Source organism: Pseudalkalibacillus sp. Hm43 (assembly GCF_051842935.1).
In the GTDB taxonomy this organism is placed as follows: Bacteria; Bacillota; Bacilli; order Bacillales; family Fictibacillaceae; genus Pseudalkalibacillus.
The window spans coordinates 463,759-485,255 of record NZ_JBPXRR010000001.1; the positions used below are offsets into that span (position 1 = coordinate 463,759).

The following is a 21,497-nucleotide window of genomic DNA, read 5'->3' on the forward strand; positions in this document are numbered from 1 at the left end:
CCTGTTGAAATGATGACATAGCCTGACATTCAAAAGGTCAGTTATCAAAGAGAATGATTACGGTGTATTTTCTATTACGAAAGGTTCTGACATGATGAAAACGACAAATCCGTCAAGTCACCTAACCAGAGAGGCTTTCTGATATGGTGAAAACGCTGAAACTGGTGAAGTCACCCACTCAAAGAGGGCTTTTGGATGGGTGAAAACACTGAAACTGGTGAAGTCACCCACTCAAAGAGTGCTTTTGGATGGGTGAAAACGCTGAAACTGGTGAAGTCACCCACTCAAAGAGTGCTTATGAAAGTGGAAAGTACGAAAAGGGATCTTCAACACTAAGGTGAAATAGTTAAATATGGATTAACTATTTCACCCCACCCTTTTTCAAATTAACGTGAGGAGGATATGAATTGAAGGAGCATGTATTGTTCATTCACAGTGCAGGACCCCAGGACGGAGAGCAAGGAAGTAGTAGACTAATCGCTTATTTACAAAAGTCCATTAGTTCGGATTTCCATTTTTCATCCCCTGCCATGCCGGATCCGGAAAACCCAAGCTATGATTTATGGAAGAACGTACTAGAAGAGAAACTTTCTGAGTTAAAGAGTTCTGTAATCTTGATCGGACATTCATTAGGTGGTTCAGTTCTTCTAAAGTATCTAACTGAAGAATTTTGTGATGTATCTATCTCTGGTTTGTTTGTAATGGGTTCACCTTTTTGGGGTTTGGATAAAGATTGGCAATATAAAGAATTTGAACTCACGGATAATTTTGAAACGAGACTACCTTCAATCTCCCAAATCTATCTTTATCATAGCCGAAATGATGATGTTGTACCTTTTTCACATTTTGAACACTATGCCTATAAGCTTCCACACGCTCAGAAAAGAATATTCGAGAACCACGGGCATTTATTTCAAGATGATCTACCAGAACTTGTTCATGATATTAAAGCAAAAAATCTCAAAATATAAATTGGTAACGAAAGTAGCTGGTCATCCACTTGACACTTTCCAAGAAAAGACAAAAAGAAGACCATGTAGAAAGAATTTGATCTACTTGGTCTTTTGTTTGTTATAGAAACGTCAGCTTCCCTTCTGGACTGTACGCTGTACACGATAGTGCTTTTTGTTTTCCAATGCGCCAGTTCCTAGTACGACTCCTGTGACGATGAAGAAAAAGCCGGCAAGCTGGGATAGTTGAATGGTTTCTCCTAAAAACAGCCAAGCCCCCATCAAAGAGAAAAATGGCGTCAAGTTGATGAAGATCGCCGATTCACCTGCACCAAGTTGATGGATCGCTTTGTTGTAGATCATATGCCCGACGCCTGTGGCGAGTATGGCGGATGCGAAAAAGACGCTCCACACCCAACTCGGTTTACCAGTCAGGGTCGACATCCCACCAGGTTCAATTTGAAAACTGACTAAAAACAAGAATACAGCACCTAAAAGCTGCATCCATCCAGTAATCAAACGGGCATCCATCGTTTGGGTTAATTTTTTGATATATACGAAGCTGATTGCTTGTGCCACGACACATAGGAAGACGAAAACATCCCCTAAGGAAATACCGTTCAAGTTACCTGAGCCATTCAAAACGATGAAGGAAACCCCAGTCAATCCGAGTAAAATCCCCAAAAGCTTCAAAGGCGTCAATCGATCACCAAGAAACAGGATCGCGGAGAGCGAGGTCATCAATGGAACAAGACCTAAAATGAGACCTGTGTTTGAAGCGGTCGTCATCGTCAATCCGGTTGCTAGGAAATAATGATGTCCCAAATAACCTGTCAACGCACAGATGACGATATAAAAGAGTTGTTTCCGATTCACTTTCCGAAATTCTTTTTTCATACCTAAAACAATCATCACGACAAAGCCTGCCGTCAAAATCCGGAATGCCGTGATCGTGATTGGTGCAAAATAGTCCACTAAAATTTTTATCGCAATGACATTGAAGCCCCAGATAATCATGAGCATCAACAGTAACAGATAAATGATTGGTTTTGTCAAAGCCATCATCTTCTTTCTTTCGGATCTTCTCGTTTGATTCGAGCTGAATTATCTTCAAATCATAACACGAAAAGGAACGAAGAGAGGCAGGTTTTGCCTGGAAATTTGAAAGATGAACATAAAGAATGAAACAAGACATACCATTGCAACTTTAGGGCTAAAATACACAAAAAGGAGGTTGTCCAAACTATGAATGAAAGAAAAAGCGGTGAAGATGAAGCAGTACATGCGAATGAAGAGATCAACAAGGCTTTAAACGGCGATGATAATGACACGCTTGATCTAGCCCCGCTCTTGAATAACAACGCAGCTCCGATCTTCATTAAAAAGCCAAAAAGAAATGATGAGACCTGATTGCCTTATAAGAAGTGTTTAAAAAGGTTTACTACGAACATCACAGTACTAAATGTGGTGTTTTTATTTTTGTTGCGAGTAGGAGTTGTTGAGCAGGATGGAGAATTTAAAGTGTATTCTCTTTTGAAAATTGGGGGACCAGCAATATGAGTCGAATCGCAAAAACTCCTCAACCACCGTATTTTGCAGTGATCTTTTCTTCACAGCGAACAGAAGTTGATGGTGGTTATGGTAAGATGGCGGACAAAATGGTAGAGCTCGCTTCTCAACAGGAGGGCTTCTTAGGTGTGGAAAATGCTCGTGATGAGGGGCTGGGCATTACCGTGTCATACTGGGAGTCTCTGGATGCAATAAAGAATTGGAAGGAACATTCAGCACATCAAGTTGCCCAAGATAGAGGCAAATCAGAATGGTATAAAAAATTTGTACTTAGAGTTTGTAGGGTGGAGAGAGATCAGTTTTATGAAATGTGATACATACTTCTGCACTTTATTCATTACGTAATGTCTATTGCCTCAGCACTAAGGGTTTTAGAATTCTACCTTTACAAGGAGAGATGATTTTGAATCAAATTAACTTACTTTTAAACGTTCTAGATTCAACATATGATAAAGAGAGTTGGTATGCACCGTTCAAACATGCAATTGAAGGAATCACAGCAGAACAAGCCAATTGGAAACCAGCTGGAGAGGCGACAAAATCAATCTGGGAAAACGTCAATCATCTCATTTACTACAAAGAGCGACTTGCCACAAACATGGAAGGGCGTGAGTGGGCACACAACCTTGATGGCGATGATACCTTTCATTTCATTACACCATCTAATGAAGATGAAGAATGGAAGAAAGTCGTTGTACGTGCAGAAAATGCTCAACATCGGTTGCGAGAGGTACTTAGTAACACTTCTGTTGAGAAGCTTGAGCAAAATTCACTTGAAGAAAAGCTATTGGACATTTTTCTTCACGACGCCTATCATACTGGTCAAATTATGCAAATCAGAAAAATGCAAAAGTCGTGGCCATCCAACCGTTAACTGAAAGAAATATTTTGTTTTGAAGAATGAAATCAGGAGCTTAAGAGGCGATTTTATAAAAAAATATAAGAAATGGTTTAGGATTACTCCTAAGCTTTTTTGATGTGTTTTTGTTTTTGTTGAAAAATCCAGAAAAACAAATTGGTTAAGATTGGGAACTATTTTGGTTTCTCATCGTATGAATAGGTGGAGTTTTTAAACAGAACTTTAGAATTCAGATAGGAAGAGGGGAACTTATGGCAACACATGCTTTAGAAGTACAATCGTTGACGAAGGTCATTGGAAAGAAGAAGCTCGTAGATGATGTGAGTTTCAGTGTGGAAAAGGGTGAAATCTTTGGACTTTTGGGTCCCAACGGAGCCGGGAAGACGACCATCATCCGTATGATTGTCAGCTTGATCAAACGGACAGATGGCGCTGTTATCATTAATGGCACCAACCTGGATGAACAATATAAAGATGCGATGAGTGAAATGGGAGCCATCGTTGAAAACCCGGAATTTTACAAGTATATGAGTGGTTACAAAAATTTAAAGCATTATGCAAATATGGCGCTTAAGGAAGTGTCAGATGAACGTATTAAAGAGGTCGTCAAATTAGTGAAACTGGAAGACGTCATGCATAAGAAAGTAAAGACGTATTCACTAGGAATGCGACAAAGGCTTGGCGTGGCTCAAGCGTTGTTACATAACCCGTCACTGCTTATCCTTGATGAGCCTACGAATGGATTGGATCCGCAGGGAATCAGAGAATTCAGAGATTACCTCCATACCCTTGCAGCTGAAGGAATGTCAGTCCTCGTTTCTTCTCATCTATTATCGGAAATGCAGCTGATGTGTAATCGTTTTGCGATTCTCGAAAAAGGAAAGCTGATCCATATCTCATCCATGAATGAAACGACGGAGATTGACGAAGCGAAAGAGGTCGTATTTGAGGTGGACAACTCTCAAGAAGCCGTTGATGTCGTGAAAGAACAAATAGAAGTTTCTAATATCAAAGTACTTTCAGACCAACAGTTTTCCGTCCATATCAATAGAGCTGGCATTAATATGATTAATCGACTTTTGATTTCAAATGAAATAGATGTCTATGGCATCAACCGTGTAGAAGCTTCGCTGGAAGACCGCTTCTTTGAGATTACAAATCAAGGCGTAAAGGAGGAAGTGAAGTGATTTCCTTAATTCGTAACGAACTCATGAAAATGTTCCAAAAGAAATCGAGTTGGATCTATCTCATCATTATTCTGATCGCGGTCATTGCGGGCGGTATTATTTCCAATGCAGTTGCAGGTGAAGCTGATGAGGATTGGAAAGCTACTATGAAGGCTGAGATCGAAGAATTACAGAAAAATGCCAAAGAAGTACCTGAGGGAGAAAGGCAGTTTTTTGAAGAACAAATTCAACAAAAACAACAATATCTGGATAAAGACGTGAATCCGGATGCTCAAAGTAACTGGCATTTTATGAATGAAGTTGTATACGGGGTCACGATATTGGTCACATTGCTTTCTGTTATTGTGGCAAGTGCAAGCGTGTCTTCTGAATTTGCGGATGGGACGATTAAGCAGCTTTTGATCCGACCACATCAAAGGTGGGCGATCCTCCTTTCTAAATATATATCCATACTCATCTATTCACTTATTCTTTTGGTGACAATGATTGTTTCTGGATATCTTGTAGGATTGATCGCATTCGGTAACGGGGAATTTTCAGCTAAAATCTTTGAGATGGCGATGGATGGACAGAAGGAAGCAGAAGTCGGTCCACAATTCTTCCTGAAGATGGCCTATTACCTTCCGAGCCTGTTGATCATAACTGCAATCGCGTTTATGCTCTCCACTTTATTTAAAAGTCAGGCGCTGGCGGTTGGTATTGGAATCTTTGTCTTGTTCGTATCTTCCACACTAGGCGGATTGATGGTCTTTTTGGCAGAGAAGTACGAGTGGGCTAAATTTGTGATTTTCCCGCATCTCGACTTAACGATTTACGCTTTGCAGGATAAAATCCTGGGAGACGTCACACTGCAGTTCTCATTGATGATCTTAACTGTGTACTATGCGATCTTCATGATCCTAACATTCGTCTTCTTCCAGAAGAGGGATATTAGTATATAAAAACAGCTCATTTTGATTGTTTCTTCAATAATATTGTTGATGCCAAGAAGTTCTGATGTGATCTCCCAGTTGTTACTAAAGCTCATGTGAAGACCGCTTTTGCAAATATAGACTGATGTCACATCGTCATTGGGGTGAGTAATATAAAGATTTTGGTGCGGGTACTGGTTACACTTAGCCTTTTAGTAATAGCAAATGTCATTGCTGCTCTTTTATTAGGCTTCCACTTTCTTGATCTTGCTGTGATGGTGGGGATTACTGCCGTGATCGTGCTCTTAGTATTGAATATTTCACACGAAGGCTCGGGAAGTCATGTGGATCCACAAACACTATCATTTGTGTCTACACCAGAAAGCGGTGGTAATGGTTTGGATCGCCAGACCATCATAAGTCTATTAGTGGCAATCAGTTATACAGCTGTCTCTTTATTATTTTTGTTATTTTGATTAATTGGTGTGCTCATTTAGTAACTAATGTAAGCAGTCATAAAAACACTATCCTCTAACCCAACTAGATGGATAGTGTTTTTTTGTGGTGTTTTTATTTTTACATAGGAATGGTTACTGGAGAGATTAGGAATACACATCAGAAAAATTCGTAATATAAATTAACAAACAAAAAGGAGGATAAAGATGAATATATTCCTGATCTCCTTAAACGTCGCAATATTATTGTTGCTGATACTTGGTTTGTACTACATGCAAAAGAAGCAAGTATCCTTTTCGAAACGTGTATTCACAGGATTAGGTTTAGGTATCATTTTCGGTTATCTTCTTCATCTGATCTATGGAACAGAGCACGAAGTTACAGCCGGAACACTTGATTGGTTCAGCATTGTTGGCAATGGTTATGTGAAGCTTCTACAAATGGTTGTTATCCCGCTCATTTTCATTTCAATTGTCGGAGCCTTTACGAAGTTGAAGTTAACGAAGAATATCGGGAAAATCAGTTTCCTTGTCGTGGGGATTTTAATTGGAACGACTGCGATTTCGGCAGCTGTTGGAATTGGATCTGCGTTAGGATTTGGACTGGATGGTATTGAGTTGTCGGCTGGTGAAGCGGAGAACGCTCGGAATGAACAATTACAGGAACGTGTTGGGACTGTAGAAAATATGACGATTCCTCAGCAAATCCTACAGTTCATTCCAAGCAATCCATTTTTAGATTTTACAGGTGCTCGTGCAACCTCAACAATTGCCGTTGTCTTTTTTGCCGCCATTATCGGGATGGGTTACCTTGGTGTGAAGCGAAAAGAACCAGAGCATGCAGAATTATTTGCGAAAATCATTGATAGTATATACTCGATTGTCATGAGAGTGGTCACGTTGATTCTCCGTCTAACGCCATATGGGATCCTAGCGATTATTGCAAAAGTTGCAGCGACAAGTAACTATGATGCCATCATGAAATTAGGCACGTTTGTTGTGGCTTCTTATGTGGCATTAGCTGTGGTGTTTATCATTCACTTACTATTGTTGTTCTTTGCAAAATTAAACCCTGTCAATTACGTGAAAAAAGGTCTGCCGACTTTAACGTTTGCCTTTACGTCGCGTACAAGTGCAGGAACACTGCCGATGACCATTAAGTCACAAACAAAGGATTTTGGTGTTTCGGAAGGGATTGCAAACTTTGCCGGTTCCTTTGGACTAACCATTGGGCAAAATGGATGTGCTGGTGTTTATCCAGCCATGTTAGCGGTTATGGTAGCCCCAGCAGCTGGTATCGACCCTACAAGTCCATCATTCTTGATTTCTCTTATTCTCGTAGTCGCAATCAGTTCATTTGGTGTTGCAGGTGTCGGGGGAGGCGCAACCTTTGCAGCTCTCATCGTACTGTCCGTCATGAACCTGCCGATCACAATCGTGGCACTGCTCATATCAGTTGAACCTCTCATCGACATGGGCCGAACTGCCGTAAACGTCAGTGGAGCCATGACATCTGGTATCCTGACAAGCAAAGCCACAGGAGAATTCGAAAACGAAGTATACCAGCAGAAGGATGTTGTAGAAGTATAAATCGGTGCTAATGAAATAACGACAGAAGCCCAATTTCTTAAGATCAGGAAGTTGGGCTTTTATTATGGTCATTCATAAAAAGGGGTCATCCAATCAAAATCGGATGACCCTGTGTGTTATTGGATGGACTCATTCATTGAGGCTTCCATCTTTTTTAAGTACCAGCGGATTGAAAACCAAAATAATGCATAGATGATGAGAAATGTGATCAGACAGAACAGGATGGGCACAGGTTTAGCCGAAACCCAACCCGTTGTCAAAGCAATCGGAAAGAACACGATTACTGAAAGGGATAAATGAGTGATAATCTGCTTTAAAGGGCTCCAATCTTCTTTTTCAAAGATGAGGGATCCGACCCCAAAGTAGATACCTAGTATTAAGCTCCCTAGCATATGGATCCATAATTCATCCACTGTTACTGAGATTGCATTCATTTTGAAAATGGTCAACATGACAAACGTTGCCAATCCTCCGATTCCCACACCAATAATCGCTCTTCTTAATGCTTCAATCATTCGAATCTCCTCCTAAAATCACTTTTTTCTTGAGGATTGGGACATATTTTCTTGATACATATTCTTTTTTCCCTGATGTAAAATGTACGCACAGATTGCCATTGAACGATAATTCAAACCGCTGAATGTGCGTAATGTTTCCGATTACAGATTTGGATAATCGCGTGAAATTAAAATCCCCGAGCAGCGATTCTACTTCATACAATTTAAGTTTCAGCTCAACCGTCGATTGATCCGTTTCCGCAAAGACCTTTCGATTCTCCGCATATACGAATTCAATATCTTCTGGGGAAAGTAGAATGGATTGTTCACCTCTTATTCCGAGAACCTTCTGCATATGGGGTTCTTTTAACTTCTGAACGATCCGGTCCAACTCATCCGTCCATGCGTTTGCATTGATTGTGACTGATGTTTCCTCATAGTTTTCGTTAATATCGATTTGTATTTTCATTTCCCAACACCTCAGTTACGATGATAAACCCATATTTTAACTTTCGCTTCAAAATATGGATGACCTGCAGAATGGGTCGAATGAAATGCATGAAAGGGTGTATGAAGGAACTTAACCTCGTTTGAATCGTAAATGATCGTTAAGAGGTAAATGAAAGGGAGGTATACATTGAATACAAAACAACTGCACAATCGAATCATACTGTTTCTTATTCCCGTTACATTTCTACATTTTATATTTGGCGGTTATAAGATTGAGAAGCTTATTTCAGGTATCGTTTTTTATACAATAGGGACAGCAATCTACTTAAGTTTTAATTATTTGTTCCACAAAAGTGAAACAGGTAAGAAAGTCGTGTTGTGGAGTTTAGGCTTTATTGCGATGATAAGTATCATCGCGGTGTTCATGGTTGCGTAGCAATAGAAGAGCAAACAATAAATTTTTAAAAGGGGACTATTACTTGTACATATCAACGGGCCAATTATCAAAGAAACTTAAGGTTTCTGTTCGAACGATTAGATATTACGACCAAGTAGGATTAGTTGAACCCTCTTTGATAGAAGAAGGTGGTAAACGACTTTATTCGTCGGATGACTGTTTAAAGCTAGAGAAGGTAATTCTATTGAAGTCACTGTCATTATCTTTAGAAGAAATAAAGAAAATAATAGAAGAGCAATCAACAGAAACAATATTATTAGCACATAAGGCTCAACTTATTGAACAATCTGAGACACTGAGCCAGTCCATCTCACATACTAACTCAGTGTTAAATATCTTAAAGCTTGAAGGATCCATCAAATGGGAAGATCTATTGACTTTAATAGTGACGAAAGAAAGTTCAAGTCATTGGAGCGATTTTTTCACCGAAAATGAAGAAGCCATTTTACAAGAAAGATTACCTAAACTTGAAGAGGATACAATCATGACAAAGAAATGGATAAACCTCATCAAGCGTATTGAACTCTGTATAGAAGAAGGTGTTTCTCCTCATTCTATTCAGGCGAGCCTTATCACTGATGATATGGACTTATTATCAGAAGAGACTTTTGATGGGAATGCTGATCTTATCGAGAAGTTTTGGAAAGTACGTCGATCACAAAGTTCTTCAGAATCCCTTGATCTATATCCGGTTAAACCAGAGGTAATCGACTTTATTGAGCAGGCTTATGATTATTTTCATTAACTACTAATCGCAGTAAGTACAATTGCAATTCCGTTAAATGTTCCATGAATGATGACACCTGGCCAGATAGACCCTGTTTTTTCATAGGTCCAAGCAAAAACAAGCCCTGTTACTAAATTAATCGGTAATGTGTTATAGGTTGGGATATGCACGATCATGAAAATGGTAGAGCTTATGATCAACCCCGCTGGTATTCCGTATTTATATCGTAAAAACCTATAAACAAATCCGCGATAAAAAATTTCTTCATAGATCGGTGAAACAATAGCTGCGGATATGAAGCCGATAAGGAAAGTTACAATGTTTAATTGTGACTGTAAGCTTTCAGTTTTGCTATTCTCTGTACCAACATGGATAAGTAGGTCCATAATTATGACGATGATAATACTGAGCAAGATTACAGCAAGAGTCCATCCTATAATAGATCGCCAGTATCCTTTAGGAAAAGATCTCACTCCAACATCTACCCAAGTGAGTTGTAATGGTCTTATGGCTACAAAATAAAGACTTATTAGAAATATGAAAGCCATGACCAATCCAATGAAGGTTCCAGAATATAATTCATTTTGAAAATTTTCATTTACATAGTTTTTCAGATGGTATTCAACAAAGTATGGGACCAACACAAGAACAATCAACATTAATGATACAAAATGTCTCCAACTCCATGGTACCTCTCGAAAATAGGATTCTCTGTTCAACATACAAATCTCCCCCTTACTAACAGTGTAAGAGGTTACGCAACGTCACCTACAAGGATTTATCTAAAAAAATTTAGCAACATCGCCATACCGCATAAATGGTAAATTAAAAACAAAAAATAAGAAGGTGGAACAACCATGTATAAATGGTGGATCAGTTTCATTATCTTTGTCTTGCTGGGGGCACTTACATTCTTGATGAGCATGGGTTGGTCCATATTTGCCGGGTACGTCCTGGGTATTGGACTCATGCATATCGGACTCTGGAAAAAGAAGCTCCTCATTATTTTATTGGGCTTGTTCATAATTATTTTTTCCTGTCTTGTTCCGCTATTTTATGTAGGGATCTTTCAATCTTGGAATACTTAGGGTTTTGAGACAGGTATTCTCTTATCCACTTTTTTTCACGTTCAATGGTTTTAATATAAAAGTTAAATTCTACTAAACGCTCTAAGTTCAACTACAAACTGAATCATGTAAACTTTTCTAAACAAAATGACAACTATCCTTTACATTATGACAACTATCCTTTACATTATGACAATTATCATTTACAATTTGACTTACAGTATTTAGAAGGAAGGGGAATAGATGTTACGGAACCGAGTTAAAGAATTGCGAGCGCGTCATGATCTGACGCAGAATGATTTAGCAAAGCGAATTGGAGCTACAAGACAGACAGTAGGCATGATTGAAAAAGGGGATTATGCCCCTTCAGTCACATTAGCACTCAAAATTGCTGAAACATTTACAGTACCTCTAGAAGAAGTGTTTTGGCTGGAGAAGGGAGAAGAGGAATAATGCTAGAAAGATTCATTCGATCACCATTTACTATGATGTTCTATATGGCATTGGTTATCTTATTTTTATATATAACTTCTGAACATGAAGGTTTGATTTCATTAATGTTATGGGTGACTTTGTCATTTTCAGCAGCGTACATTTTGATGATTGTCGTCCATAATTATAAAAATCCAGATCGAAAAGTAAACATTTTTACGTTGATTCCTTATGAATTGAAGGAAGAAGATGAAGGTCAAGAATGGATGACGAATAAAGCTTGTCGCAAAGTTTATGTTTTCTTTTATTTTGCTGTACCAGTTGGAGCTATAATCATCACGATGTATCCAATCTTTCCAGAAGTACCACTTATCGTTTTATTTGTAATGGCGGCCGTTCAATACAGTATTTATTGGTATGAGGCATATCGGTATTTGCATTAGAAACTAGAAATCTAGCATAGGGGGTAAGGCAGATGGAATTCATGATTGCCTATTTAATTGTCTTTTTATTGGCTGCAACGCCGTTTTTTGAAATGATTGCGGTTATTCCAATCGGGATCATTGCAGGGTTGAATCCATGGGTTGTCATATTAGTGAGTTTACTAGGAAACCTTCTTACAGTTCTGTTAGTCATTCTTTTAATTGAAAAAATCACGATCTGGTTGGAGAAGAGAAGAGAAAAGAAAGGGAAGGTCGCCAAAAAGCGAAGTGAACGTGCAGAGAGGATTTGGAAGAAATATGGACTTCCAGGTTTGGCGTTATTTGGACCGATTCTAGTTGGAAGTCACCTTGCAGCCTTTTTGAGCATGGCATTTGTACAGAACAAACGAATGGTAGCCTTCTGGATGCAAGGCAGCTTAATCCTATGGGCAGTTGTAACTGGAGTGCTTACCTATTATGGCGTTGATTTCTTTTATCAAGACCGTGGTGACGGTTTTCTTGTCGATCTCATTAACAAGTAATGACTTATACGAAAAAGGTATTTATTGCTTTTACACACACTCAAATACCATGAAATCACGTTCTATTGAACAAGGATACTAGCTCTTTTTGCTTAATATATAAGTATTGGAAATGTCATTGCATTTAATTGAGGTGGAGAAATTGTTGAAATGGTTACAAATCTCTTTAGGGATAATCGTGTTAAGCTTATCCGTTTATGGATTATTGTCTGGTAACTATGCATTCAATTTTTACATGTTTCTTTTTGCTGGATTAATGTTATTCGTTGGTGGTTTAAATGAACTAAAAGAGAAAAGGAAATTAACAGCCATGTTCTCATTTCTTACCTCTGCATTTGTCATTTACGTATCCATTTATACTTATTAATAAAGTTGAGCTTAGAATATGTTAAGAAATACCATGCTGTTTCTGGTTTCTTCCCTCTATTATCCTAGTATAATGGAGTTAGAGAGAGACGAGGGGGAAGGAGACAACGTGATAAAGAAATTAGGGGTCAAAATTGGACTAGGATTTTTGTGTATTTTACTTTTGGTCAATATTGTTGCTAGTTTTTATTTTTATGATTTAGCTATAAAAAGAGATGTGAAAGAATTCCTAGCAGGCAATCAAGACTTAGAAGTTTCTGCTAAAGCGATGGATGTCTTCCTTAAGGGTGATTGGCGTACCTGGTACCGGAACCAACCTTTTGAAAACTGGGAGATCGAGTCTGCTGATGGGCTGAAGCTTCAAGGGTACTTTTTAGAAGCAAAAGAACCAACAGATAAAACCGTCGTGTTTGCTCATGGTTATCTTGGGGATGGTCAGGATATGGGACTGTATGCGGAACATTATCACGAACAGCTCGGTTACAATGTCCTGACAGTCGATCTTCGTGGTCATGAAATGAGTGAAGGGGACTATATCGGCTTCGGCTGGCATGACCGGTTGGACATGGTCCAGTGGGTGGACAAGTTGCTAGAGAAGCGAGGTCCAGGGACGGATATCGTCATGCACGGGATTTCCATGGGTGCAGCGACCGTACTGATGACCAGTGGAGAAGAGCTTCCCGACAATGTAAAAGCGATCGTCGCAGACAGCGCGTATACGAGCGTATATGACTTGTTCGAGTATCAGATGGATCGCATGTATCACCTGCCTGATGTTCCTGTGTTGCCGACGACCAGTCTGGTGACAAAATGGAAAGCGGGCTATTCATTAACGGAAGCATCTGCTCTGGATCAAGTGAAGAAAGCGGAGGCACCAATACTTTTCATTCACGGAAATGATGATTCGTTTGTGCCGACCACCATGTCTAAGGAACTTTATAAAAATGCGAAAAGTGAAGCGGAACTCGTAATTTACGATGGAGCCAATCACGGAGAGTCGTTTGTGAGCCATCGCGAGGATTATGAAGTAAAGCTTGAGGACTTTTTGAAAAAACATATGGATTGACCTAAAAAAGGTGCAGCTGGTGGCTGCACCTTTTATCATTGTATGTAGTTCAATTTACGATCTGGAAGGAGTCGTTTCTCTCGTTCCTCTGTCACTCTTCTCAAGCATTTCTTCCGTTGCTACAAAAAACATTCCGATCAGGAAGATGAACACAGCTCCGGTCACCGTTCCAATTCCAATGGACATCAGAAAGCTGAAATCGCTTACAATGAAACCGATTAAAAACATCATGATGCCTAATGAAAGAACGGATCCCCCAACAAATTTTGTAGCGTTAATTAGTTTTGTTCTCGAATTCATGTTCCTCATCCCCTTTCTTCTATTATTGAACCTTTGTCACAATTTTGTCAAATACTTTTCTCAAATTGTACACAATTTTTGTTGATGTATAATAAAAGATATTCTGATCATGAGATAAACATGATCAGGGTATTATGCTGGTGGTGCAACACATATAGAAAAAGCAAGGCAATTAGTTGATGGGGTATTTAAAATTTCAAAATCAACTTCATGACAAACAGAAAGACATTCATTAACACAAAAGCACTTTTTACTAAAAAGACGTACTAATGTGGGTCTTCCATTTATTGTTGACCAGATTACTATTGAACAAGGCTTACCATTTACCGTAAACATTTCTTTGATTGTATTAAGAATATCTGTAGTATTTAGCTCTTCTACTGTTATCAGATGGAAACTACTATCTAGGTCAGGGCATAACTGAAAAGCATCAGGAAAATTAAAAGTAGAGTTAATAAAAAAGATTTGACCTCCTAAATCAGTAAAGAAAATATCTCCATTAATTTCTGATCGCCTTAGTGTACATTCAGGTGATTCATTAGAAGGAACAGGATCAGGACAGGATTTTACCCTTTTTAACTCAAAACACTCACATTTCAAGGTAATACCTCCTTTTTACTAGTATATTTTAGGTAGATGAAGTTGATTGTACGAATAACTCTATTAATTTCTTTTTTAGAAAGGTGATTGTTAACCGTTTGTTAAATAATTAAGAGTATCACTTTAACTCTAATCAATAATTTGGGTTGGAAGAATGCATTTTAATAGAGCACGTAAAGAAGACTTAATTTGTAATGGAATCATAAACTCGGGAGGAAGAAATGAGCATTGATAAAAGGAATCGGTTAAAAGAGTCACCGTTTGGTTATCGTGTGAATAAAGATCAGACTGTGTTTGTGGACTATCAGGGAAAACAAGTGAAAATTTTAAAAGGTAAAGACGCGGAGAAGTTCTTGAGGAAAATGGACGCAGCTGAAGATGAAAAAGCAGAACAGCTCATTATGGCAAAAATTACGGGAAACTTTAAGAGGGGAAATGAAAAATAACGGTGTACCTAGGCTTTTCACTTGGTACACCGTTACTTTATTAAGGAACCTTTCACACAAGGGAAAGGGATTTTTTTATTTTACTGCATGATACGCATTAACAACGCCATGACCGAAGATTGGATCAAAACCGTTTTTACCTGCATCATCTGCAGTTTGTTGTAAGTGGGTCTGCACTTGGTTAGGAGATGGCTTCTTTCCAGTTTCCTCATAAACTTTTGCGATGTAAGCCGCGGCTACTCCAGCCACTTGAGGTGAAGCCATTGAAGTTCCACCTTTCCAACCATAACCTTGCGTTCCGAATTGGGCGACGCCTGTTGAAGAATTCATGTAAGTCGGAATAGCACTCAATACTAACCATTTGTAGTCACCAGGTACGCGTGTTCCGTTATAATCAGGACCTAAATCGCCGCCTGGAGCAGAAAGATTGATGTTTCCATTTCCATAGTTTGAGTAGAATGCTAACCGATCCTCAGTACCAAACCCTCCACCTAGGGCAGAAACAGTAATTACTCCTGGAATCTGTGCAGGAACTTTAAATGCTGCACCTTGTACATCATAAGCAGCTGTAGCAGGATTTGCATCTAATACGCGGTTATACCAATCTGCAAGCTTTGCAGGGTTGCTTAAGTCTTGACCGTCGTTTCCTGCAGAAGCGACAACTGTTACATTTTTATTCGTTGCATATCGAATTGCCCTGTTGTAAGCGACCATATCGGCTGCGTCATTACCTAAACGGATCTTTTCACCTGTAGTTGGATCTGTGTAATACCATTGGCCAACAACGCGTGTACCGCCTAGGCTCATATTGATGACATCTACGCCATCATCTGCTGCGGCAATAATCGCATTAGTAATCCAAATTTGTTGAGCGCTACCTGTTGAGAATACACGGTATGCGCGGAGTCCGACTTCAGGTGCAATCCCTTTAATACGACCATTTGCCCCGATCGTTCCGGCAACGTGTGTCCCGTGGCTATGTGCGTCCCATGCATCAACCGTTCCAGGTACAAAGGTTTTGGACCCAGGAACAATGTTATTTTTTAGATCAGGATGGTCAAAATCAAAACCCGTGTCGATTACACCGACCACAACATCTTTATTTCCACTTGATAGGGCGTGGCTTGCACCTTTATTCGTCACGCGCTCAATATCCCATTGCCATCCAGCTTCCCAGATGCTTTCACCTGCAGGAACAGGTTGTAATCCACTTTGTTCTACGTCAGCAGCTGTTACTTCAAATTCCGGTAAGTTTAATGAAACTTCCATCGCAGGTGCAAGACTTGCTATGTTTGTATTTTTAACTAAAGCCTTAATGAAGGCAGTTGGATTGGAAGTTGTTGCTTCAACCGTTCCGATCTTCGCTACCTCATAGGTCACTTCTCCTCCAGCTTTTTCAATGATAGATTCGTAATTGGCAGGCAGGCTGTTTTCAGATTTGAATACGACTAAAAATGCCTGCTTTGAACTGGATGTCTCTTGTGGTGATGCAAATACGCTGAAACTGAATGATGATAAAGCGAGTAAAACCCCCAAAAATACGAGTAAGCCTTTCTTCATTTGTTCCATCCTCTCAAGGTATGTTTTCTTGTAGCAAGATAAATAATTCCATACACATAAATAGACTCCTTCTCTATGGATTTATCAAATTCTGACACTCTTCTACACGAAATGGTTCATTGGATACAGTTATGTAGTGGGTAAGACGATATTTCATCTATGCTTTGTTGAATCGTGGGGAAAAGATAGGTCATAGGATAGAACGATGCGATTTATAAATTGGGGAGGATTGTGTTCATTAATGCCTGACCTTAATGAAGTTAACTAGTCCCTTTCTACTACCTGTCCGCACCGACTACAACTTTCTTTCTAGTCCTTCTATATCTTTTGTTGTTCGTACTTTATACCTTTTGCAGAATAGCGTCGTTGTGGATTTATTGAAATAATTAAAGTATTCTAACGATTACGCTATGGGAGGCGGAAAGATGAGACGGTTAACCTTACTGATGAGCGTTATGCTCGTACTTTCGACGTGGATGATGGCCCTTTCTCCGGCATCATCGGCAAAGGCACAGACAAACACAACGACCATCAATGCCACGTTGGTTGAGAAGATGAAGGGAGCAACGGGACCACTTGAGGTCATCATCACGTTCAACACGAATGATGCTCCGCAGGCTGAACATGTCGATCTTTTAAAAGAAGTCGGCATTACGAAGGGGCTTGTATTCAATGAGCTTCCGATGGCAGGGGTGCTCGCGACAGCGGACCAGATCAATGCCCTTGCAGACAATCCTGAAGTCCGTTCGGTTTATTATAATGAAAAATTGGAGTATGAAAACAATACAGGCACTGCAATGACTGGTGTCGATGAGCTTCGTAACGATGCAAGCATGACGGAGAAAAACGGCGGCATGCCGGTTTCCGGTAAAGGCATCGGTGTTGTAGTCAACGACAGCGGAGTCGATGGCACACATAACGATATCAAATTTGGTGATCATCTCGTACAAAACGTACAAGGTGCGACGAACTTGAATGCATTGGTTGATGTACTTCCGGTTACATATACGGAAGATGTTCCGAACACGGACACAGATTCTGGTCACGGTACTCATGTTGCTGGAATTGTCGGTGGTAACGGTGCAATGTCTAAAGGCAAATACGAAGGTGTAGCACCAGGAGCGGACCTTGTCGGTTACGGTTCTGGAGCAGGAATCGCAATTCTCGATACACTTGGCGCATTCGACTACGCATTAACGAACCAAGCACAGTACAACATCCGTGTTGTGACGAATTCTTGGGGATCTACAAGTGATGCGGGTACTGACTTCGATCCGGAAGATCCGATCAACATCGCTACGAAAAAAATGTATGACCGAAACATCGTCGTCGTATTCTCAGCTGGTAACTCCGGTCCTGGAGAATCCACGATTTCCGGTAACTATAAAAAAGCACCATGGGTCATTACAGTAGCAGCTGGTGACAAGCAAGGCTCACTTGCAGATTTCTCTTCTCGCGGAGTGAAAGGGAAAGGCGGTACAGTGACAGTTGACGGCGAGCAGTTCGTTTGGGAAGATCGCCCGACCATAACAACGCCTGGTAAAGACATCATTTCAACGAAGACGGTTTCTCCACTTACAGCACTTGGCGCAGATCAAGATGCAGAGAACCTTGAACCAGCACACTTACCTTATTACACACACATGAGTGGAACATCGATGGCAGCACCACACGCAGCTGGAATTGTCGCTTTGATGCTTGATGCAGATCCGACATTGACGCCGATGGAAGTGAAGTCCATCATCCAGAAGACAGCGACGAACATGCCTGGCTATGAGGCGTGGGAAGTCGGTGCGGGATATGCGAATGCATACGCTGCAGTCGATATGGTTTTGAACGGTAAAGAATACGGTGAAACATTGAACCATACGAACGAATACAATGCGAACGTTGAAATGGACGTAACGCGTGAGCCGGTTGAGGTGAACTACAACCCGGCGACGGCTTCTTCAAATCAGGTCGAGTTTAATGTAGAAGAAGGATTGACCGAGCTTACAGCAAAAGTGAACGCGAAAGGCTTGCTTGGCGAAACAGGCAACCCGTTGAACCTGATCTTGACAGCTCCAGATGGAACGGAATACTCTTCTGGCATCTATCTTGTGTTCACACTTTACACCGATCGTACTGTCCAAGTGACGAGCCCGATGGCTGGGAAGTGGACGCTCCGTCTCGAAGGACTTGACGGTGGTCCAGGACTTCCAGAAACAGTCCAAGGTGAGTTGGCATATAAAAAAGCAGGCGGATTCACAGGCATCAATGATGTAAGTGGCCACCCAGCAGAAGATGCAATCAAAATGGGTGTCAGCGAACGCCTTCTTGATGGAAAAGCGAACGGCACTTACAAGCCTGATAGTGCATTGACGCGTGCTGATTTGGCAAAGTTCTTAACAATGGGTGCAGCTGTCCGTCAAAACCTAACAAATGGATTGACATTCTCTGATGTGAAAGCAGCTGATTCTGCTTACGTCCAAGCGGTAACTGCTGGTGGGGCAGCACTGAAAGACACTGACTTAAGCGATGCTGGCGTAATGTTGGCACGTGGGGACGGTTCTTTTGCTCCAAATCAAGCGGTGAAGCGTGCGGAACTTGCTTACTCACTCGTTCAAGCGTTAGGACTTGAAAGTGAAGCGAAAGCGTTGAACGACGAGCCGTTGACGGTTCAATATAAGGATGAGCGCGTTGCGATTTCAGATGCGGACGCTGTTCCAGCTGATTTGAAAGGCTATGTACAACTTGCGCTTGACATGAATATCTTGAACGCTTACTTCGATGTCACGCAAGGTCCTTATGACAAGGAGCCGACAATCGTCGCTTCCTTCAACCCGGATCAAACGGTAACCCGCGGAGATTATGCAGTATCCGTCTCCCGTTACTATACAACTTATTTCGAGTAAAAACTGAATGAATGTCATTTCCCCCGACCCGTATCAGGTTCCCCTGCCTGATACGGGTTTTTATTCGTCTGTATGCATTTATATAAAAAGAAAACGCTTTAAATAAAGTGATAGTAAATTATGTATTGAATAAATATAATTACTGTCGTATAATCATACGAAATACAGATGAGATTGGAGAGGTGTTCATTGGCATACGCTATTGAAACGCAACAGACATATGGGGTAACCGCTGCTAATTTCACGGGCCAGGACTTTTTGACAATATCGGATTTTCATTCAAGTGAGATCCTTTACTTACTGGAAAAAGCGGTTGAAATCAAGGCAGAGCTAAAGAGCGGAGTGCGCCGTAAGCCCCTTGAAGGGAAAGTGCTTGCGATGATCTTCGATAAAGCGTCGACACGTACGCGCGTTTCTTTTGAAGTAGGTGTCGTGCAGCTTGGTGGGGACCCGATTTTTCTCAGTACAAAAGATATCCAGCTCGGACGCGGGGAAAGCATCGAGGATACGGCCAAGGTTTTATCCGGATATGTGGACGGCATCCTGATCCGTACGTTCGACCATCAAACGATCGAGCAATTCGCCGCCCATGCCGACGTGCCGGTGATCAACGGACTGACCGACTTGCACCATCCGACACAAGTGATGGCGGATCTGCTGACGATCCTGGAGCACAAAGGAAAGCTTTCTGGACTGAAGCTCGGTTATGTTGGGGACGGATACAACAACATGACGCACTCGTTGCTTGAGGGAGCGGCAAAAGTCGGGATGGACATCGCGGTGGCAAGTCCGTTCGGGTATGAGCCTGACCATTGGATCCGTGACCACGCCAAGCTTGTCGCGAAACAGAACGAGAGCTCAGTGGTGATCACGAACTCTCCTGAGGAAGCGATTGAAGGTGCGGATGTTGTGGTGACCGATACGTGGGCAAGCATGGGAATGGAAGAGGAAGCGGAAAAACGGCTTGAAATCTTCAAGCCGTATCAGGTTAACGCGGAGTTGTGTTCGAAAGCGAAGAACGACTTCATCTTTCTGCACTGTTTGCCGGCCTATCGAGGAAAAGAAGTGACAGCTGAGATCATCGACGGACCGCATTCTGTCGTATTTGATGAAGCAGAAAACCGCCTGCACGTACAGAAAGCGATCATGGAGGCACTGATGGGCGGGAAGTAGGTTGCTAGTTTCGGGAAAGTGGGTCGTAATTGCGGGGGAGTGGTTCGTAACTCTGGAGAAGTGGTTCGTAATTGCGGAGGAGTGGTTCGTAATACCGAATAAGTGGGTCGTAACCTCAGAGAAGTGGTTCGAGACCACTGAGAAACGGGTCGTAACTCCAGAGAAGTGGTTCGTAACTGGAAAATGGTTCTCCTGAAGAAAATTAGATCTTCAATAAGGAGCGTAACTGCCTTGTGCAGTTACGTTCTTTTTCCTATGAGCAGGAAAGATCCTGAAGAGAGTCGAAGTGAGGAGGGCGAAGGAGGTGCTCGTTTGTTCGACAAGCTTATCCATGATTATCAAACGGATTTGAAGAATTACTGTAGGATGCTCACCGGTACACCATGGGATGCCGAAGACCTGTATCAGGACACGCTTTTAAAATCATTTCAATTTAAGGAAAAGCTCAATGCTCATCCCAACCCGAAGGCGTACATGTTAAGAGTTGCATCCACAACTTGGATGGATCATTGTCGGAAAAAGAAAGTGGTCCTGGATATGGATGAGCACAGCATGACTCAAATACCAACACATGATAATGATCCTATCGTGTTGGATGAAATGGTTGAAGGGCTCGCATCGTCATTACCTCCCAAGCAAGCTGCCGTTCTGTTGCTGATAGAAGTCTTTCACTTCACCTCCAAGGAAACGGCAGGAATGCTTAACACCTCTGTTGGAAGTGTTAAGGCAGTTTTACATAGAGCAAGAAAGAACGTGAAAAACCTGATTGAACGGGAAAAGAACGAAGAGACGACGATGGAATGGATACAGGTCTTTCAACAAGCGATCCGCCATAACGATCCAACGCGAATCAGTACAGCATATAGAAGGCTGACTCAAGCAGGATTCTCAATTGCTTACGATAAAGAGAAGCAAAGCTTTACGATTGAGGATCCGGAAGGCAACATCTTAGGAATGATCCAAAGATAATTTTTTTA

At 41.1% G+C, this 21,497-nt stretch carries 26 protein-coding genes; 19 read left to right on the forward strand and 7 right to left on the reverse strand.

Annotated elements, in window-relative coordinates:
• Window positions 1-195: 195 nt before the first annotated feature.
• Together ACSVDE_RS02415 and ACSVDE_RS02420 are read left to right on the forward strand one after the other, a co-directional pair.
• Complete coding sequence (locus ACSVDE_RS02415) at window positions 196-336, forward strand: hypothetical protein (protein ID WP_439299369.1); 141 nt, start codon at window positions 196-198, stop codon at window positions 334-336.
• 71 nt (window positions 337-407) lie between these two features.
• On the forward strand, window positions 408-971 hold the full coding sequence (locus tag ACSVDE_RS02420; RefSeq protein ID WP_439299370.1) for an alpha/beta hydrolase: 564 nt from the start codon (window positions 408-410) through the stop codon (window positions 969-971).
• 111 nt (window positions 972-1,082) lie between these two features.
• On the opposite strand, the gene ACSVDE_RS02425 is transcribed toward ACSVDE_RS02420, so the two are convergent.
• A complete protein-coding gene (locus ACSVDE_RS02425; protein WP_439299371.1) occupies window positions 1,083-2,006 on the reverse strand; it encodes a DMT family transporter in 924 nt (307 codons plus the stop codon).
• Between the two features lie 189 nt (window positions 2,007-2,195).
• On the opposite strand from ACSVDE_RS02425, the gene ACSVDE_RS02430 reads away from it, so the two are divergent.
• The 7 genes from ACSVDE_RS02430 to ACSVDE_RS02460 all read left to right on the forward strand — a co-directional run bounded on the left by ACSVDE_RS02430 (window position 2,196) and on the right by ACSVDE_RS02460 (window position 7,521).
• Window positions 2,196-2,360 (forward strand): hypothetical protein, encoded by a 165-nt coding sequence (locus ACSVDE_RS02430; RefSeq protein WP_439299372.1) that lies wholly within the window; start codon window positions 2,196-2,198, stop codon window positions 2,358-2,360.
• 146 nt (window positions 2,361-2,506) lie between these two features.
• Window positions 2,507-2,833 carry an antibiotic biosynthesis monooxygenase family protein gene (locus ACSVDE_RS02435; protein ID WP_439299373.1) on the forward strand — a complete coding sequence of 109 codons (327 nt, stop codon included), beginning with the start codon at window positions 2,507-2,509 and terminating at the stop codon, window positions 2,831-2,833.
• An 83-nt stretch (window positions 2,834-2,916) separates the two neighbouring features.
• On the forward strand, window positions 2,917-3,393 hold the full coding sequence (locus ACSVDE_RS02440) for a DinB family protein (protein ID WP_439299374.1): 477 nt from the start codon (window positions 2,917-2,919) through the stop codon (window positions 3,391-3,393).
• Window positions 3,394-3,629: 236 nt separating this feature from the next.
• Window positions 3,630-4,565: an ABC transporter ATP-binding protein gene (locus ACSVDE_RS02445; RefSeq protein WP_439299375.1), complete on the forward strand. Its 936-nt coding sequence runs from the start codon at window positions 3,630-3,632 to the stop codon at window positions 4,563-4,565.
• Entirely contained in the window at window positions 4,562-5,506 is a 945-nt protein-coding gene (locus ACSVDE_RS02450; protein ID WP_439299376.1) for an ABC transporter permease, read from the forward strand. The genes ACSVDE_RS02445 and ACSVDE_RS02450 overlap by 4 nt, the downstream gene beginning before the upstream one ends.
• 152 nt (window positions 5,507-5,658) lie before the next feature.
• Entirely contained in the window at window positions 5,659-5,952 is a 294-nt protein-coding gene (locus ACSVDE_RS02455) for a hypothetical protein (protein ID WP_439299377.1), read from the forward strand.
• Window positions 5,953-6,138: 186 nt separating this feature from the next.
• The gene (locus tag ACSVDE_RS02460) at window positions 6,139-7,521 is read left to right on the forward strand and encodes an L-cystine transporter (RefSeq protein WP_439299378.1); all 1,383 of its coding nucleotides are present in this window, start codon (window positions 6,139-6,141) and stop codon (window positions 7,519-7,521) included.
• Between the two features lie 116 nt (window positions 7,522-7,637).
• Here ACSVDE_RS02460 and ACSVDE_RS02465 read toward each other — a convergent pair whose 3' ends face one another.
• Both ACSVDE_RS02465 and ACSVDE_RS02470 read right to left on the reverse strand, forming a co-directional pair.
• Entirely contained in the window at window positions 7,638-8,036 is a 399-nt protein-coding gene (locus ACSVDE_RS02465; RefSeq protein ID WP_439299379.1) for a DUF3021 domain-containing protein, read from the reverse strand.
• The gene (locus ACSVDE_RS02470) at window positions 8,029-8,487 is read right to left on the reverse strand and encodes a LytTR family DNA-binding domain-containing protein (RefSeq protein WP_439299380.1); all 459 of its coding nucleotides are present in this window, start codon (window positions 8,485-8,487) and stop codon (window positions 8,029-8,031) included. The genes ACSVDE_RS02465 and ACSVDE_RS02470 overlap by 8 nt, the downstream gene beginning before the upstream one ends.
• A gap of 460 nt (window positions 8,488-8,947) precedes the next feature.
• Here ACSVDE_RS02470 and ACSVDE_RS02475 point away from each other — a divergent pair, with 460 nt between their 5' ends.
• The gene (locus tag ACSVDE_RS02475) at window positions 8,948-9,670 is read left to right on the forward strand and encodes a MerR family transcriptional regulator (protein WP_439299381.1); all 723 of its coding nucleotides are present in this window, start codon (window positions 8,948-8,950) and stop codon (window positions 9,668-9,670) included.
• Here ACSVDE_RS02475 and ACSVDE_RS02480 read toward each other — a convergent pair.
• Window positions 9,667-10,374: a lysostaphin resistance A-like protein gene (locus ACSVDE_RS02480; protein ID WP_439299382.1), complete on the reverse strand. Its 708-nt coding sequence runs from the start codon at window positions 10,372-10,374 to the stop codon at window positions 9,667-9,669. The two genes, ACSVDE_RS02475 and ACSVDE_RS02480, sit on opposite strands and share 4 nt — an antisense overlap.
• 588 nt (window positions 10,375-10,962) lie before the next feature.
• On the opposite strand from ACSVDE_RS02480, the gene ACSVDE_RS02485 reads away from it, so the two are divergent.
• From ACSVDE_RS02485 to ACSVDE_RS02505, 5 genes are all read left to right on the forward strand, one after another.
• Window positions 10,963-11,172, forward strand: coding sequence for a helix-turn-helix transcriptional regulator (locus ACSVDE_RS02485; RefSeq protein ID WP_439299383.1), 210 nt, complete (start codon window positions 10,963-10,965; stop codon window positions 11,170-11,172).
• Complete coding sequence (locus tag ACSVDE_RS02490) at window positions 11,172-11,594, forward strand: hypothetical protein (protein ID WP_439299384.1); 423 nt, start codon at window positions 11,172-11,174, stop codon at window positions 11,592-11,594. Before ACSVDE_RS02485 ends, ACSVDE_RS02490 begins: the two co-directional genes overlap by 1 nt.
• A gap of 32 nt (window positions 11,595-11,626) precedes the next feature.
• The gene (locus tag ACSVDE_RS02495; RefSeq protein WP_439299385.1) at window positions 11,627-12,115 is read left to right on the forward strand and encodes a small multi-drug export protein; all 489 of its coding nucleotides are present in this window, start codon (window positions 11,627-11,629) and stop codon (window positions 12,113-12,115) included.
• A 235-nt stretch (window positions 12,116-12,350) separates the two neighbouring features.
• Window positions 12,351-12,482, forward strand: a complete 132-nt coding sequence (locus ACSVDE_RS02500) for a YczI family protein (RefSeq protein WP_439301915.1) — start codon at window positions 12,351-12,353, stop codon at window positions 12,480-12,482.
• Between the two features lie 111 nt (window positions 12,483-12,593).
• Entirely contained in the window at window positions 12,594-13,547 is a 954-nt protein-coding gene (locus ACSVDE_RS02505; RefSeq protein ID WP_439301916.1) for an alpha/beta hydrolase, read from the forward strand.
• A gap of 54 nt (window positions 13,548-13,601) precedes the next feature.
• On the opposite strand, the gene ACSVDE_RS02510 is transcribed toward ACSVDE_RS02505, so the two are convergent.
• Together ACSVDE_RS02510 and ACSVDE_RS02515 are read right to left on the reverse strand one after the other, a co-directional pair.
• Complete coding sequence (locus ACSVDE_RS02510; RefSeq protein ID WP_439299386.1) at window positions 13,602-13,847, reverse strand: hypothetical protein; 246 nt, start codon at window positions 13,845-13,847, stop codon at window positions 13,602-13,604.
• Window positions 13,848-13,979: 132 nt separating this feature from the next.
• Window positions 13,980-14,447, reverse strand: coding sequence for a hypothetical protein (locus ACSVDE_RS02515; RefSeq protein WP_439299387.1), 468 nt, complete (start codon window positions 14,445-14,447; stop codon window positions 13,980-13,982).
• Window positions 14,448-14,668: 221 nt separating this feature from the next.
• Between ACSVDE_RS02515 and ACSVDE_RS02520 the strand changes: the two genes are divergently transcribed.
• On the forward strand, window positions 14,669-14,893 hold the full coding sequence (locus ACSVDE_RS02520) for a hypothetical protein (RefSeq protein WP_439299388.1): 225 nt from the start codon (window positions 14,669-14,671) through the stop codon (window positions 14,891-14,893).
• Between the two features lie 75 nt (window positions 14,894-14,968).
• Here ACSVDE_RS02520 and ACSVDE_RS02525 read toward each other — a convergent pair whose 3' ends face one another.
• On the reverse strand, window positions 14,969-16,453 hold the full coding sequence (locus ACSVDE_RS02525) for a S8 family serine peptidase (protein WP_439299389.1): 1,485 nt from the start codon (window positions 16,451-16,453) through the stop codon (window positions 14,969-14,971).
• A 425-nt stretch (window positions 16,454-16,878) separates the two neighbouring features.
• On the opposite strand from ACSVDE_RS02525, the gene ACSVDE_RS02530 reads away from it, so the two are divergent.
• From ACSVDE_RS02530 to ACSVDE_RS02540, 3 genes are all read left to right on the forward strand, one after another.
• Entirely contained in the window at window positions 16,879-19,347 is a 2,469-nt protein-coding gene (locus ACSVDE_RS02530; RefSeq protein ID WP_439299390.1) for a S8 family serine peptidase, read from the forward strand.
• Between the two features lie 189 nt (window positions 19,348-19,536).
• Window positions 19,537-20,520: an ornithine carbamoyltransferase gene (argF, locus tag ACSVDE_RS02535; RefSeq protein ID WP_439299391.1), complete on the forward strand. Its 984-nt coding sequence runs from the start codon at window positions 19,537-19,539 to the stop codon at window positions 20,518-20,520.
• Between the two features lie 312 nt (window positions 20,521-20,832).
• Window positions 20,833-21,489, forward strand: coding sequence for an RNA polymerase sigma factor (locus ACSVDE_RS02540; protein ID WP_439299392.1), 657 nt, complete (start codon window positions 20,833-20,835; stop codon window positions 21,487-21,489).
• The last annotated feature ends 8 nt before the right edge of the window (window positions 21,490-21,497 follow it).

What these genes read in the sequence shown, in the direction of transcription:
- ACSVDE_RS02415 (WP_439299369.1), top strand. Translation starts at nt 196, where the DNA reads ATGGGTGAAAACACTGAAACTGGTGAAGTCACCCACTCAAAGAGTGCT.
- ACSVDE_RS02430 (WP_439299372.1), top strand. Translation starts at nt 2,196, where the DNA reads ATGAATGAAAGAAAAAGCGGTGAAGATGAAGCAGTACATGCGAATGAA.
- ACSVDE_RS02435 (WP_439299373.1), top strand. Translation starts at nt 2,507, where the DNA reads ATGAGTCGAATCGCAAAAACTCCTCAACCACCGTATTTTGCAGTGATC.
- ACSVDE_RS02440 (WP_439299374.1), top strand. Translation starts at nt 2,917, where the DNA reads ATGATTTTGAATCAAATTAACTTACTTTTAAACGTTCTAGATTCAACA.
- ACSVDE_RS02445 (WP_439299375.1), top strand. Translation starts at nt 3,630, where the DNA reads ATGGCAACACATGCTTTAGAAGTACAATCGTTGACGAAGGTCATTGGA.
- ACSVDE_RS02460 (WP_439299378.1), top strand. Translation starts at nt 6,139, where the DNA reads ATGAATATATTCCTGATCTCCTTAAACGTCGCAATATTATTGTTGCTG.
- ACSVDE_RS02465 (WP_439299379.1), bottom strand. Translation starts at nt 8,036, where the DNA reads ATGATTGAAGCATTAAGAAGAGCGATTATTGGTGTGGGAATCGGAGGA.
- ACSVDE_RS02470 (WP_439299380.1), bottom strand. Translation starts at nt 8,487, where the DNA reads ATGAAAATACAAATCGATATTAACGAAAACTATGAGGAAACATCAGTC.
- ACSVDE_RS02480 (WP_439299382.1), bottom strand. Translation starts at nt 10,374, where the DNA reads ATGTTGAACAGAGAATCCTATTTTCGAGAGGTACCATGGAGTTGGAGA.
- ACSVDE_RS02485 (WP_439299383.1), top strand. Translation starts at nt 10,963, where the DNA reads ATGTTACGGAACCGAGTTAAAGAATTGCGAGCGCGTCATGATCTGACG.
- ACSVDE_RS02490 (WP_439299384.1), top strand. Translation starts at nt 11,172, where the DNA reads ATGCTAGAAAGATTCATTCGATCACCATTTACTATGATGTTCTATATG.
- ACSVDE_RS02495 (WP_439299385.1), top strand. Translation starts at nt 11,627, where the DNA reads ATGGAATTCATGATTGCCTATTTAATTGTCTTTTTATTGGCTGCAACG.
- ACSVDE_RS02500 (WP_439301915.1), top strand. Translation starts at nt 12,351, where the DNA reads ATGTTTCTTTTTGCTGGATTAATGTTATTCGTTGGTGGTTTAAATGAA.
- ACSVDE_RS02510 (WP_439299386.1), bottom strand. Translation starts at nt 13,847, where the DNA reads ATGAATTCGAGAACAAAACTAATTAACGCTACAAAATTTGTTGGGGGA.
- ACSVDE_RS02520 (WP_439299388.1), top strand. Translation starts at nt 14,669, where the DNA reads ATGAGCATTGATAAAAGGAATCGGTTAAAAGAGTCACCGTTTGGTTAT.
- ACSVDE_RS02525 (WP_439299389.1), bottom strand. Translation starts at nt 16,453, where the DNA reads ATGAAGAAAGGCTTACTCGTATTTTTGGGGGTTTTACTCGCTTTATCA.
- ACSVDE_RS02530 (WP_439299390.1), top strand. Translation starts at nt 16,879, where the DNA reads ATGAGACGGTTAACCTTACTGATGAGCGTTATGCTCGTACTTTCGACG.